The sequence below is a fragment of the Variovorax sp. LjRoot290 genome, from assembly GCF_964253985.1.
Classification (GTDB): domain Bacteria; phylum Pseudomonadota; class Gammaproteobacteria; order Burkholderiales; family Burkholderiaceae_C; genus Variovorax.
The window spans coordinates 5,430,380-5,443,850 of the sequence record NZ_CAXURW020000001.1 but is presented as its reverse complement, the minus strand read 5'-3'; the positions used below and the strand labels follow the sequence as shown (position 1 = coordinate 5,443,850).

General features: G+C 67.9%; 13 protein-coding genes. 12 read left to right on the top strand and 1 reads right to left on the bottom strand.

All coding sequences use genetic code 11. The features are described 5' to 3' along the window. Positions 1 to 30 precede the first annotated feature (30 nt). The 6 genes from pyrF to ACSQ9A_RS26845 all read left to right on the top strand — a co-directional run bounded on the left by pyrF (position 31) and on the right by ACSQ9A_RS26845 (position 5,801). Positions 31 to 855, top strand: coding sequence for an orotidine-5'-phosphate decarboxylase (pyrF, locus tag ACSQ9A_RS26870; RefSeq protein WP_093108684.1), 825 nt, complete (start codon positions 31 to 33; stop codon positions 853 to 855). 186 nt (positions 856 to 1,041) lie between these two features. Next, complete coding sequence (locus tag ACSQ9A_RS26865; protein ID WP_436305926.1) at positions 1,042 to 2,874, top strand: DUF1800 domain-containing protein; 1,833 nt, start codon at positions 1,042 to 1,044, stop codon at positions 2,872 to 2,874. 11 nt (positions 2,875 to 2,885) lie between these two features. Further along, the gene (locus ACSQ9A_RS26860; protein ID WP_436305925.1) at positions 2,886 to 4,352 is read left to right on the top strand and encodes a DUF1501 domain-containing protein; all 1,467 of its coding nucleotides are present in this window, start codon (positions 2,886 to 2,888) and stop codon (positions 4,350 to 4,352) included. Positions 4,353 to 4,428: 76 nt separating this feature from the next. Next, entirely contained in the window at positions 4,429 to 4,776 is a 348-nt protein-coding gene (locus ACSQ9A_RS26855; protein WP_093108687.1) for a GFA family protein, read from the top strand. Beyond that, complete coding sequence (locus tag ACSQ9A_RS26850; RefSeq protein ID WP_436305924.1) at positions 4,773 to 5,225, top strand: thioesterase domain-containing protein; 453 nt, start codon at positions 4,773 to 4,775, stop codon at positions 5,223 to 5,225. The genes ACSQ9A_RS26855 and ACSQ9A_RS26850 overlap by 4 nt, the downstream gene beginning before the upstream one ends. A gap of 60 nt (positions 5,226 to 5,285) precedes the next feature. Further along, positions 5,286 to 5,801, top strand: coding sequence for a GFA family protein (locus ACSQ9A_RS26845; protein ID WP_436292206.1), 516 nt, complete (start codon positions 5,286 to 5,288; stop codon positions 5,799 to 5,801). A gap of 160 nt (positions 5,802 to 5,961) precedes the next feature. On the opposite strand, the gene ACSQ9A_RS26840 is transcribed toward ACSQ9A_RS26845, so the two are convergent. Further along, positions 5,962 to 6,786, bottom strand: coding sequence for an IclR family transcriptional regulator (locus tag ACSQ9A_RS26840; protein WP_436305923.1), 825 nt, complete (start codon positions 6,784 to 6,786; stop codon positions 5,962 to 5,964). A 120-nt stretch (positions 6,787 to 6,906) separates the two neighbouring features. Here ACSQ9A_RS26840 and ACSQ9A_RS26835 point away from each other — a divergent pair, with 120 nt between their 5' ends. The 6 genes from ACSQ9A_RS26835 to fahA are packed head-to-tail and all read left to right on the top strand — an operon-like array spanning position 6,907 to position 13,384. Further along, positions 6,907 to 7,866 carry an MBL fold metallo-hydrolase gene (locus tag ACSQ9A_RS26835; protein WP_093108692.1) on the top strand — a complete coding sequence of 320 codons (960 nt, stop codon included), beginning with the start codon at positions 6,907 to 6,909 and terminating at the stop codon, positions 7,864 to 7,866. A 37-nt stretch (positions 7,867 to 7,903) separates the two neighbouring features. Then, positions 7,904 to 9,571, top strand: a complete 1,668-nt coding sequence (locus tag ACSQ9A_RS26830) for an FAD-dependent oxidoreductase (RefSeq protein WP_436305922.1) — start codon at positions 7,904 to 7,906, stop codon at positions 9,569 to 9,571. 20 nt (positions 9,572 to 9,591) lie between these two features. Next, positions 9,592 to 9,786, top strand: coding sequence for a DUF2783 domain-containing protein (locus ACSQ9A_RS26825; RefSeq protein WP_214695168.1), 195 nt, complete (start codon positions 9,592 to 9,594; stop codon positions 9,784 to 9,786). 49 nt (positions 9,787 to 9,835) lie between these two features. Continuing rightward, positions 9,836 to 10,792 carry a Bug family tripartite tricarboxylate transporter substrate binding protein gene (locus ACSQ9A_RS26820; RefSeq protein ID WP_436305921.1) on the top strand — a complete coding sequence of 319 codons (957 nt, stop codon included), beginning with the start codon at positions 9,836 to 9,838 and terminating at the stop codon, positions 10,790 to 10,792. Positions 10,793 to 10,802: 10 nt separating this feature from the next. Continuing rightward, positions 10,803 to 12,107, top strand: a complete 1,305-nt coding sequence (gene hmgA / locus ACSQ9A_RS26815; protein ID WP_436305920.1) for a homogentisate 1,2-dioxygenase — start codon at positions 10,803 to 10,805, stop codon at positions 12,105 to 12,107. Next, complete coding sequence (gene fahA, locus ACSQ9A_RS26810; protein ID WP_436305919.1) at positions 12,104 to 13,384, top strand: fumarylacetoacetase; 1,281 nt, start codon at positions 12,104 to 12,106, stop codon at positions 13,382 to 13,384. Before hmgA ends, fahA begins: the two co-directional genes overlap by 4 nt. Positions 13,385 to 13,471: the final 87 nt, after the last annotated feature.

The window sequence follows — 13,471 nt, the reverse complement described above, 5'->3', positions numbered from 1 at the left end:
GCTGCCGGTGGCGGCCTAAAATTCCGCCCCATGACCTTCCTGGACAAGCTGCGCGCCGCCGAGCGCCAAAACGGCTCGCTGCTGTGCGTGGGCCTCGACCCCGAGCCCGCGAAATTCCCCGCCCATCTGAAGGGCGATGCCGGCAAGATCTACGACTTCTGCGCGCGCATCGTCGATGCCACCGCCGACCTGGCGATCGCCTTCAAGCCGCAGATCGCCTACTTCTCCGCCCACCGCGCCGAAGCCCAGCTCGAACAGCTCATGGAGCACATGCGGCGCAACGCGCCGCATGTGCCGGTGATCCTCGATGCCAAGCGCGGCGACATCGGGTCCACGGCCGAGCAGTACGCGCGCGAGGCCTTCGAGCGCTACGGCGCCGACGCCGTCACGCTGTCGCCTTTCATGGGCTTCGATTCGGTCGAGCCCTACCTGCGCCACTACGGCAAGGGCGCCTTCCTGTTGTGCCGCACCAGCAACCCGGGCGGTGCCGACCTGCAGGGCCAGCGGCTCGCGGGCCTGGAAGGAGAACCTTTTTTGTATGAACACGTTGCAAGACTCGTCCAGGGGCCTTGGAACCTGAACGGCCAGCTCGGCCTCGTGGTCGGTGCCACCTACCCGGCTGAGATCGAGCGCGTGCGCGCGCTGGCGCCCACCGTTCCGCTCCTGATTCCCGGCGTCGGCGCCCAGGGCGGGGATGCGGTCGCCACCGTGCGTGCGGGCTGGCGCGCCGATGCGCCGATCGTGGTCAGTTCGTCGCGCGCCATTTGCTACGCCTCGGCCGGCGCCGACTTCGCCGAAGCCGCTCGGCGCGAGGCGATCCGCACCCGCGACAGCCTCGAAAAAGCCAAGCCCTGAGCGACTTTTCGCGTCGCCGCAAGGGCGCGGTTGTATCGGAGTGACGGAAAAAGTCACATTTCAGAACAATTGTTGTCGTAGTCACCGCCTTTACACCGCCTTTAGAGTCCTCGCAGCCCGGCCTGCGTCCGGCATGGCACTTGCCTTGAGAAGAACGGCGCGAGGGCGCCGAGGAGCGAGGAACTCATGGTGGAAGATATTGCGACCGGTCGCTCCGAGGCGACCGACGAAGTGCTGCGCGTGTCCGAAACGCACGCAGCTTCCGAGGCGCCGGCGGCGCACAACAATCCCCTGCCCCTGGCTGCCGCGCTGGCTGCCGCAGCGGCGCTCGCTGCCTGCGGCGGTGGCGGCGGCGGAGGCGGCGGCAGCAGTTTCGCCGGCATGGGCGGCGGCGACGTCCAGGCCGGCTCCCTGACGCCCCTGGCCAGTACGCCGACCGGCCAGACCTACATCTACACGCAGGCCAAGACCGACGACGAGGCCGCGCGCTTCCTGCTGCAGTCGCAGTTCTCGGCCTCCGAGGCCGAGATCGCCGCGGTGCGCGCCAAGGGCTACCTGCCCTGGCTCGGCGAGCAGGTCGATCGGGCGCCCACGCAGACCGGCTGGGACTGGATCGCGAGCAAGCCCTACAACACCGTCTACACCGACGACATGATCTGGAACCAGCTCATGACCGCGCCGGACGGGATGCGCAAGCGCATGGCGCTGGCGTTCACCGAGATCTTCGTGGTCTCGGCCAACGACCTCAGTTCCAACTGGAACGACCACATGATGGCCCAGTACTGGGACATGCTGGTCGCTGGCGTCACCGGCAACTTCCGCAAGCTGCTGGAAGACGTGACGCTCAACCCGGCGATGGGCTACTACCTCAACACCCGGGGCAACCAGAAGGAAAACGCGCAGGGCCGCCAGCCGGACGAGAACTACGCGCGCGAGGTCATGCAGCTCATGACCATCGGGCTCTACCAGCTCAATGCCGACGGCACGGTCAGGACCGGTGCCGACGGCGCGCCGCTGGACAGCTACACGCAGGACGACGTGACCAACCTGGCGCGCGTGTTCACCGGCTACGACCTCGACATCCCCGCCGCCGAGCGCAACACCTTCACGCCGCCCGGCGCCAGCTACACCATCGAGAGCAACGCCTGGACCAAGCGGCCGATGGCGCTCACGGCCTCCCGCCACTCGATGCTCGAAGCCAAGTTCCTCGGCGCCACCGTGCCGGCCAACACCGAGGGCAAGGCGGCGCTCAAGATCGCGCTCGATACGCTGTTCAATCACTCGAACGTCGGTCCCTTCATCAGCAAGCAGCTGATCCAGCGCCTCGTGACCAGCAACCCGAGCGCGGCCTACGTGAAGCGCGTGGCGGACGTGTTCGCCAACAACGGCGCCGGCGTGCGCGGCGACATGAAGAGCGTGTTCGCCGCCGTGCTGCTCGACAACGAGGCGCGCAGCCCGGCCGGCCTCACGGACCCGAACTTCGGCCGCCTGCGCGAGCCGATGCTGCGTCTCGTGCAGTGGGGCCGCACCTGCGGCATCGGCTCCACGCTGGACACTTGGAAGATCGGCAACCTCTCCCGCCCCAACGACCAGCTGGGCCAGAGCCCGCTGCGCTCGCCCTCGGTCTTCAACTTCTTCCGGCCCGGCTACGTGCCGCCCTCGACCGCGATAGCCAGCGCCAAGCTGGTGGCACCCGAGTTCCAGATGGTCAACGAGACCAGCGTCGGCGGCTACCTGAACTTCATGCAGAACGTGGTGCCCAACGGTTTCAACAGCAAGGATGTGATCCCGAGCTATGCGGCCGAGAAGGCGCTGGTGCTCGATCCGGCCGCGCTGGTGCGGCGGCTGAACCTGCTTTTCACCGGCAACCAACTCACCGCCGCCACGCAGGCGCTGGTCGTCAATGCGCTCGCCACGCCGGCGGTCACTTCGACCAGCAGCGACGGCGTCAAGAACAACCGCGTCTATGCCGCGGTGCTGATGGTGATGGCGTCGCCGGAATACCTGATCCAGAAATAAGGAAGCGCGCGATGTACCTGATCAATCCCGCAGCCCACACCCGCCGCGCCTTTCTGCGCCGCTCCGGCCAGCTCGCCATGGCGGGCACCGCACTGCCCTTTGCGCTCAACCTGGCCGCGATGGGCGAGGCCGCCGCGCAGGCGGCCGGCGACGATTACAAGGCGCTGGTCTGCGTCTTCCTGTTCGGCGGCAACGACTATGCCAACACTGTCGTCACTTACGACGATCCGAGCTACAACGCCTACAGCACGATTCGCGGCGGGGCCGCCGGCCAGGCCGCTGGCGGCGTGGCGATCGGCAAGGCCGAACTGACGCCGACGCTGCTCGTCCCGACCACGGCGCTGTCCGACGGACGCCAGTACGCGCTGCACCCGGCGATGACCGAGCTGGCCACGCTGTTCAATACCGATGCCAAGATGGCGGTGCAGCTCAATGTCGGCCCGCTGGTGGTGCCGCTCACGCGCGCCCAGTACAACAACAGCAACAAGAAGCTCTATCCGCAGCCGCCGAAGCTGTTCTCGCACAACGACCAGCAGTCGACCTGGCAGTCGTCCTCGCCCGAGGGCTCGACCGTCGGCTGGGGCGGCAACATCGGTGACCTGATGCTCACGCAGAACACCAACTCGCTCTTCACCTGCATGTCGGTTGCGGGCAACGCGGTGTTCCTCTCGGGCGATACCGCGCTGCAATACCAGGTGAGCACGGGCGGCGCGGTCGGCATCAACAGCGTGAAGAACGCCAACGTGTACGGCTCCAGTTCGGTCAAGGCCGCGATGGCGCAGCTCGTGCAGCAGGCGCGCGGCCATGTGCTGGAGAACGAATACAACAAGGTCACCAAGCGCGCGGTCGAGGCCGAGGGCTCGGTCACTTCGGCCATCGGAACTGACTTCGCGGCCGGTACCTTTCCGGCCACCGGCCTGGGCAACCAGCTCAAGATGGTCGCGCGGCTCATCCGCGGCCGCAGCACGCTGGGCACCAAGCGGCAGGTGTTCTTCGTCTCGATGGGCGGCTTCGACCTGCACGACAACCTGATCGCCAACCAGCCCGGCCTGATGAAGCAGCTGAGCGATGCGATGGCCGCGTTCCACCGGCAGATGGTTGCGCAAGGTCTGGCCGACAAGGTCACAGCCTTCACCGCCTCCGACTTCGGCCGCACGCTCGCTTCCAACGGCGACGGCTCCGACCACGGCTGGGGCGGCCACCATTTCATCGTCGGCGGCGCGGTGAAGGGCAAGCAGATCTACGGCACGCCGCAGGTGGTCAGCATCAACAACGACTCGAAGCTGGCCGGCTACGAAGGCCATGTGGGGCAGGGCCGGCTGATTCCGACCACCTCGGTCGACCAGTACGGCGCCACGCTCGCGAGCTGGTTCGGCGTGCCGGCGGGCAATCTGGAAAGCATCCTGCCGAACCTCAAGAACTTCGGCGGCAACGTCAACGGCATCGACTACCCGAAGAACGTGGGCTTCATGGCCTGAGGGCGCCTGCCTACATCGGAAGCGGGGCGCGGTCTGCATACTCTGCAGTCCGCGCTTTTCTTTTCAGGAGACTCCGATGAAGTACAGAGGCAGCTGCCATTGCGGCCGGATCGCCTTCGAGGTCGAGGGCGAGATCAAGGGTGCGATGGCATGCAATTGTTCGATGTGCCAGCGCAAGGGTTCGCTGCTCTGGTTCGTGCCGCGCGACAGCTTCACGCTGCTCACCCCGCGCGAGGACATGGGCACCTACCTGTTCAACAAGCATGTGCTCGAGCACCACTTCTGCCCCACCTGCGGCATCCATCCCTTTGCCGAGGGCAGCGACCCCAAGGGCAACAAGATGTCGGCAGTCAACATCCGCTGCATCGAGGGCATCGAGCTCGAATCGGTGCCGGTGACGCATTTCGACGGGCGTTCGCGGTGAGCCCCGGCGAACTGCAGGACTATTTGCACGCGCACATTCCCCTGTCGAAGGCGATGCAGGTCGCGGTGCTCGCGCTGCATGAAGACGAGGTCCTGCTGAGCGCGCCGCTGGCGCCCAACATCAACCATCGCGAGACCGTGTTCGGCGGCAGCGCCTCGGCCGTCGCCATTCTGGCGGCCTGGTCGCTGGTGCATACGCGGCTGCAGCGCGCCGGGATCTCGAGCCGGCTGGTCATTCAGCGCAATACCATGGACTACGACCTGCCGATCACCGGGGAATTCACTGCGCGCTCGCTCATTGCCCAGCCGCAGGCATGGCCGGCCTTCCTGCGCATGCTCGATCGCAAGGGCCGGGCCCGCATCGCCGTCGCCGCCATACTCGAACAAGGGGGCCGGACGGTGGGCCGCCTCGAGGGCGAGTTCGTGGCGCTGGGGGCGGCCGCGGCCTGAGAACGCCCGCGTTTGCGTTTCGGGCGCGGCCGCGCCAAAGTTCGGCGCACCATGAGCGCCATCCCGACCGACCCCGACCCCTTCCCGCTTGAGGGCGGCTGCACCTGCCGCGCGGTTCGCTACCGCATGACGACGCGACCGCTCTTCGTGCACTGCTGCCATTGCCGCTGGTGCCAGCGCGAGACGGGCTCGGCCTTCGCGCTCAACGCGATGGTCGAGGCCGAGCGCGTGCAACTGCTCCAGGGCGAGATCGAGCTCGTCGTGACGCCGTCGGAAAGCGGCAAAGGGCAGAAGATCGCGCGCTGTCCGCACTGCCGCGTCGCGCTGTGGAGCCACTATGCGGGTGCCGGCGATGCCGTGTGCTTCGTGCGCGTGGGCACGCTCGACGCGCCGGACCACCTGCCCCCCGACATCCACATCTTCACGATGTCGAAGCAGCCATGGGTGCTGTTGCCGCCGGGCACGCCGGCCGTGGCCGAGTACTACAGCCGCGCCGAGCACTGGCCGGCCGAGAGTCTGGAACGCGCCAGGGCGCTGAAGGCCTCGCGCCCGCCCGCCGGGCCGACGGCCGGTTGATTGCCAGCTCCGACGGCCGCTGATACCCTGCACCCGGCTCCGTCGCGTTCCCCATCCGGCATTCGCGAACGAATTCTGCAATCCGGAACCCGGAGAGATGGGCTTGCGCTCTTGACAGGATCAAGCCATATCAGCCGCCCGGATCAGCCGCCCGGATCTCTCAGGCGCGTGCGGCGCCGAGCCGCTGCGACACCTCGCCGGCGCATTGCTTCAGTGCGCGGGCGACGGGCCCGTCCCATTTCGCATCGAAAACGCCCGCGGGCCCGATCGCGGTGATCGCCAGCGCGATCGCGCCGGTGTGGTCGAACACCGGCGCGGACATCGCGCTCACGCCCGGCACGATCTCCCCTTCGGAGCGGCTGATGCCGCGCGCGCGCACCTCGTGCAGTTGCTCCTCGAAAGCCTTCCAGTCCGGCAGCGGCGGGGGCGGCGGCATGCCCACGTGCGGCGCCGGCGCCGTGCTGCTCTTCTCGCGCTGGCGCTCCTTGTCGAGCAGGCGCTTGACGATCGCGCCATCGAGGTAGGCGGCGAAGAGGCGGCCCGAAGCGGTGCTGGTCAGCGAAAACACCGTGCCGTGCCGCATGCTCACGTGCAATGCCGCCGGCGACTCGGCCACGCGCACGATGGTGGCGCCGCGGTCGCCCCACACCGCGATGGCCGCGGTGTGCCCGATTTGCTGCGCGAGCTCGGCAACCAGCGGTGTCGCGATGTGGACCGGATCGGCCTGCTGCAGGCTGATCAATCCCAGTTGCAAAGCCAGCGGGCCGAGCAGATAGTGACCGCTGCTGCGGTCCTGTTCGATCAATCCGAGGCGACCGAAGCTGACCATGTAGGGATGCGCCTTGGCGGCCGACATGTCGGCCTCGCGCGCGAGGTCCTTCAATGCCATCGGCCGGCCGTGGTGCACCAGGGCGCGCAGCAGCTGGCCGCCCACTTCGATGCTCTGGATGCCGCGCTGCGCGCGATCGTTGCCGTCAGCGGCCATTTCCGTCTCTTTGTTCGTTCATGCAGAAGACATTAGACATTAACTGATCTCCGGTTTACACTCCGTTTAATTCGTTCCCTGCGAATTCGTTCGTGTTAGACAAATCACCAGGAGACCCCGATGAGCCAGACCAAGGTTTTCGCCAGCCAGGCCGATCTCGAAGAAAAGAAGATCACCTTCAGCCAGATTTCCGAGCATGCCTGGGCCTACACGGCCGAGGGCGACCCCAACACCGGCATCGTGATCGGCGACGACTGCGTGCTGGTGGCCGACACCCAGGCCACGCCCGCGATGGCGGCCGACGTGGTGCGACGCATCCGCGAAGTGACCGACAAGCCCATCAAGTACGTGGTGCTTACGCACTACCACGCGGTGCGCGTGCTGGGCGCGACCGGCTACAAGCCCGAGCACATCATCGCCAGCCAGGATACGCGCGACCTGATCGTCGAGCGCGGCGAGGAAGACAAGGCGAGCGAGATCGGCCGCTTCCCGCGCCTGTTCCAGAACGTCGAGACCGTGCCGCCGGGCCTGACCTGGCCGACCATGACCTTCACCGGCAAGATGACCTTGTGGCTGGGCAAGCTCGAAGTCCAGCTGCTGCAGCTCGGCCGCGGCCACACCAAGGGCGACACTGTGGTCTGGCTGCCGGGCGAGAAGACCCTGCTGTCGGGCGACCTGGTCGAGTTCGACGCCACGCCCTATGCCGGCGACGCCTACTTCAAGGACTGGCCCAAGACCCTGGACAACATCGCCGCGCTCAAGCCGAAGGCCCTGGTGCCCGGCCGCGGCGCCGCGCTCACCACGCCGGAAGAAGTGGCCAAGGGTCTCGCCGGCACGCGCGACTTCATTGCCGACGTGTACGCCAGCGTTTCGGAAGGCGCCAAGTCCGGCAAGGACCTGAACGCGGTCTACAAGGAGACCTACGCGAAGCTCAAGCCCAAGTACGGCCACTGGGTCATCTTCGACCACTGCATGCCCTTCGACATCACGCGCTGCTACGACGAGGCCACGCAGTACGCCGACCCGCGCGTGTGGACCGCCGAGCGCGACGTCGAGATGTGGAAGACCCTCGAAGGCTGAACCGGGAGGAGCAAGACAAAGATACGGAGACAGGAACGTGAACGCCATTGCTGCTTCAGCCGCCGCGCCCATCGACTACCAGAACCTGCGCTACGACTACAGGCACCACCCCGACCAGGACGCCGCCACGCCCGCCCGGCACCCCGTCGTCGTGGTCGGCGCCGGCCCGGTCGGCCTGGCGCTGGCCATCGACCTGGCGCAACGCCAGGTGCCCGTGGTGCTGCTGGACAACGACAACAAGCTGTCTACCGGCTCGCGCGCCATCTGCTTTGCCAAGCGCTCGCTGGAGATCTTCGACCGGCTCGGTTGCGGCGAGCGCATGGCGGCGAAAGGCGTGTCCTGGAAGCTGGGCCGCGTGTTCCTGCAGGACGCGCAGATCTACGAGTTCGACCTGCTGCCCGAAGAGGGCCATCAGCGCCCGGCCTTCGTCAACCTGCAGCAGTACTACGTCGAGGGCTACCTGGCCGAGCGCGCGGCCGAGCTGCCGCTTTTGGACATCCGCTGGAACCACAAGGTGGTCGGCGTCGAGCAGCACGAGGACCACGCGCTCCTGACCGTCGAGACGCCGGACGGGAGCTACCGGCTGCAGGCCGACTGGCTGCCCGCGTGCGACGGCTCGCGCTCGACGGTGCGGCAGCTGATCGGCCAGGAAAGCAAGGGCCGCATCTTCAAGGACCGCTTCCTGATCGCGGACGTGAAGATGAAGGTCGACTTCCCGGCCGAGCGCTGGTTTTGGTTCGATCCGCATTTCCACCGTCACCAGAGCGTGCTGCTGCACATGCAGCCCGACAACGTGTGGCGCATCGACTTCCAGCTCGGCTGGGAGGCCGATCCGGAGGCCGAGAAGAAACCCGAGAACATCATTCCGCGCGTCAAGGCGTTGCTGGCGGCCTCGCCCTTCAGGGACGCGGAGTTCGAGCTCGAATGGGCCAGCGTCTACACCTTCGCCTGCCTGCGCATGGAGGCCTTCCGCCACGGCCGCGTGCTGTTCGCGGGCGATTCGGCGCACGGCGTCTCGCCCTTCGGTGCGCGCGGCGCCAACTCGGGCGTGCAGGACGCCGACAACCTGGCCTGGAAGCTGGCCGCGGTGCTGCGCGGCGAGGCGCCGCAGGCGCTGCTCGACAGCTACGCCCGCGAGCGCGAGTACGCGGCCGACGAGAACATCCGCAACTCCACCCGCGCCACCGACTTCATCACGCCCAAGAGCGAGCTGAGCCGGCTGTTCCGCGATGCGGTGCTGCAGCTGGCGAGCAGCCACCCCTTCGCCCGTACGCTGGTCAACAGCGGGCGGTTGTCTGTGCCGGCCACGCTGCATGGCTCGACGCTCAACACGCCGGACAGCGGGGACTTCGAAGGGCGCATGGTGCCCGGCGCGGTGGCGGCCGATGCACCCTTCACTGCGAGCGGCGGCCAGCGCAACTGGCTGTTGCGCTCGCTTGGCGCCGACGGCCGCTTTGCCGCGCTGGTGTTTGGCGACGGCGCCGCCGCCGAGACCAGCCTGCGCGCGCTGGCCGAGGCCGAAGCACCGGTCAGCGTCGTACGCATTCCGCTCGACGACGCCCATGCCCTGGCCGCGCAGCGCTACGACGCCCGGCCCGGCACCACCTACCTGCTGCGGCCCGACCAGCACGTGTGCGCGCGCTGGCGCAGCCCCACGGCCGCCGCCATCCGCGCCGCCCACGCGCGTGCGCTCGGCAAAACCTGAGACCCCAGGAGACCACGACCATGCCGAACGACCACCTGATCCTGACGCCCCACCTGGATGCTCCGGACGACTTCTACGAGGCCCTGCTCGACGCGCACCAGGGCCTGTCCACCGAGGAGAGCCACGCCTTCAATGCCCGCCTGGTGCTGGTGCTGGCCAATCACATTGGCTCGCTGCCGGTGCTGCGCAAAGCCCTGGAGGCGGCGCGCGCCTGACGATCCGGCAATGCATCACACGAAGTTTCAATCTACTGGAGACAAACCCATGATCCGCAAGACCCTCGCCGCCCTCGGCCTGGCTGCCCTGTCCCTCGCTGCCATCGCCCAGGACAGCAAGCCCATCGAATGGGTGGTCGGCTACGCCGCCGGCGGCGGCTCCGATTCGGTGGCGCGTGCGACCGCCGAGACCATGAGCAAGAGCCTGGGCGCGCCCATCGTCATCAACAACAAGCCGGGCGCCGCCACCAACATCGCGGCCGAGTACGTGGCGCGCGCCAGGGACGTGGAGCACACCCTGCTGACCGCCGACTTCGCGACGCTGGCGGCCAATCCCTTCCTCTTTTCCAAGCTGAGCTACGACGCCGAGAAGAACCTCAAGCCGGTCGGCCTGCTGGCGCGCTTCCCGCTCGTGCTGGTGGTCGGCCCGCAGGTGCCGGCGAGCAACTGGAAGGAGTTCGTGGCCTGGGCCAAGGCCCAGCCGGGCGGCGTCAACTACGGTTCGGCCGGCGTCGGCAGCCCGCATCACCTGGCCACCGAGCTGCTGCGCGAGAAGGCCGAGCTCAAGCTCACCCACGTGGCCTACCGCGGCGCGGCACCGGCCATGCAGGACGTGCTGGGCGGGCAGGTGCCGTTCATGCTGGTCGACACCGCCAGCGGCAACCAGTTCGTGCAGGCGGGCAAGGTCAAGGCCATCGGCGTGGCGAGCGCCAAGCGCATCGCCTCGCTGCCCAACGTGCCGACGCTGATGGAGCAGGGCCTGGCCGGCTACGAGGCCTATGCCTGGCAGGGGCTCACCGTGCCCTCCGGCACGCCCGAGCCCACGGTGGCGCGCTATGCCAAGGCCTTGCAGGAGGCGCTGGCCTCGCCGGCCGTCAAGGCGCGCTTCGACGCACTCGGCGTGGAAGGCCTCCCCGGCTCGCCGGGCGACATGGCAAGCTACGTGAAGGCCGAGCGCGAACGCTGGGGGCGCCTGATCAAGGCCAACAACATCCGCGTGGATTGAAAGGATCCCCATGAGTACCGACGCATTGCGCTACCAGAGCGGCTTCGGCAACGAATACGCGAGCGAGGCCGTGGCCGGCGCCCTGCCGCAGGGCCGCAACAGCCCGCAGCGCGCGCCCTTCGACCTCTACCCCGAGCTGATCTCGGGCACTGCCTTCACCGCGCCGCGCCACGAGAACCGGCGCAGCTGGATGTACCGGCGCCAGCCCTCGGTGGTCTCCGGGCGCTACCAGGCCTATGCGCAGCCACACTGGCAGACCGGTGCCGACCGCGACATCGCGCTCGCGCCCGAGCCGATGCGCTGGCATCCGCTTCCGCTCGACAACGCCGATGTCGATTTCATCGACGGCATCCATACCTTGGCCGCCAACGGCGACGCCGAGGCGCACAGCGGCGTCGCTGCGCACGTTTACCTCGCGAGCCGTTCGATGGAGCGCCGCGCCTTTGTCAATGCCGACGGCGAGATGCTGCTGGTGCCGCAACAAGGCCGGCTGGTGATCACCACTGAGATGGGCGTGCTCGAGGTCAAGCCCGGCGAAATTGCGCTCCTGCCGCGCGGCATCGCGTTCAAGATCGCGCTGCCGGATTCGGATCAGGGTCCTTCTCGCGGCTACATCTGCGAGAACTACGGCGCCCAGTTCCGCCTGCCCGAGCTGGGCCCGATCGGCTCCAACGGCCTGGCCAACGCACGCGACTTCCAGGCGCCGGTGGCTGCTTTCGAGAGCGAGGCCGGCGGCTACGAGATCGTCAAGAAATTCGGCGGCCGCTTCTGGCGCGCGCCGACGAAGCAGTCGCCCTTCAACGTCGTCGCCTGGCACGGCAACCTCGCGCCGGTGAAGTACGACACCGCCAACTTCATGACCATCGGCTCCATCAGCTTCGACCACCCGGACCCGTCGATCTTCACCGTGCTCACCTCGCCCTCGGACACGCCCGGCACCGCCAACTGCGACTTCGTGATCTTCCCGCCGCGCTGGCTGGTGATGGAAGACACCTTCCGTCCGCCCTGGTACCACCGCAACCTGATGAGCGAGTTCATGGGCCTGGTCTACGGCGAGTACGACGCCAAGCCCGGCGGCTTCAAGCCCGGTGGCGCCAGCCTGCACAACGCGATGGTGCCGCACGGCCCCGACGAGGAAGCTTTCGAGAAGGCCAGCCGTGCCGACCTCAAGCCGCAGAAGCTGGACAACACGCTGGCCTTCATGTTCGAGAGCCGCTTCCGCTTCATTCCCACGGCCTGGGCGCTGCAGAGCCCGGCGCTGGACACCGACTATGCCGACTGCTGGGCCGGCCTCAAGGATCAATTCAAGCCATGAACAACGAACTGAACGCCACCCACGATCCGAAGCTGCGCAGCTGGGTTGCTTCGGCCAACGAGGCCGGCTGCGATTTTCCGATCCAGAACCTTCCTTTCGGCCGCTTCCGGCCTGCCGGCAGCGGCGAGGCCTTTCGCATCGGGGTTGCGATCGGCGATCAGGTGCTCGACTTGAAGGCGACCGGCCTCGTCCATACGGACGACATGAACGTGTTGATGGCGAAGAGCCCGACGGAGCGCCAAACCCTGCGTGCCGCGATCTCCGCCGGCCTGGCCGAAGGGAGCGAGCAGGCCCCCGAGTGGGCCAAGGCCCTGCTGGCCCAGTCGGCCGCCGAGATGACGGTGCCCTGCCGCATCGGCGACTACACCGACTTCTACACCGGCATCCATCACGCCCGCACGGTCGGCAGCCTGTTCCGTCCCGACCAGCCGCTCCTGCCCAACTACCAGTGGGTGCCCATCGGCTACCACGGGCGCGCCTCGTCGATCGGCGTCAGCGGCCAGCGCTTCAAGCGCCCGCAAGGCCAGACCAAGGCACCCGATGCCGCAACGCCTTCCTTCGGCCCTTCGAAGCGGCTCGACTACGAGCTCGAACTCGGCTTCCTGGTCGCCCAGGGCAATGCGCTCGGCGAGCCGGTCGCCATCGCCGAAGCGGAAGCGCACCTGTTCGGCGTCACCCTGCTCAACGACTGGTCGGCCCGCGACATTCAGGCCTGGGAGTACCAGCCGCTCGGGCCCTTCTTGTCGAAGAACTTCGCCAGCACGCTCTCGCCCTGGATCGTGACGATGGAGGCGCTCGCGCCCTTCCGCGCCGCCTTCGAGCGCCCGGCCGGCGATCCGCAGCCGCTGCCCTACCTCGATGCACCCGCCAACCGCGAAAGCGGCGCGCTCGACATCACGCTCGAGGTGTGGTTGCAGACGGCGAAGATGCGCGAAGCCGGCGAGGGCGCCGTGCGCCTCACGCGCGGCAACGCCCGCGACGCCGCCTACTGGACGGCCGCGCAGCTCGTCACGCACCACACGGTGAACGGCTGCAATCTGCAGCCGGGCGACCTGCTCGGTTCGGGCACGCTCTCGGGCCCGAAGCCCGATGAGGCCGGCTCGCTGCTCGAGCTCACGCTGGGCGGCAAGCAGCCGATCCTGCTTCCCAACGGCGAGCGCCGCAGCTTTCTCGAAGACGGCGATACGCTCAGCCTGCGGGGCTTCTGCGAGCGCGAAGGCGCGGTGCGCATCGGGCTGGGCGAAGTCAGCGCGACGGTCGAAGCGGCCGGCGCCTGAGCGCTCACTGCCTCGGTTCGGACGAGGCACGCTCCTACGCGGCGTTCCGCGACCGGCCCCGATACTGCAAACCCTTGTTTCAGGGGT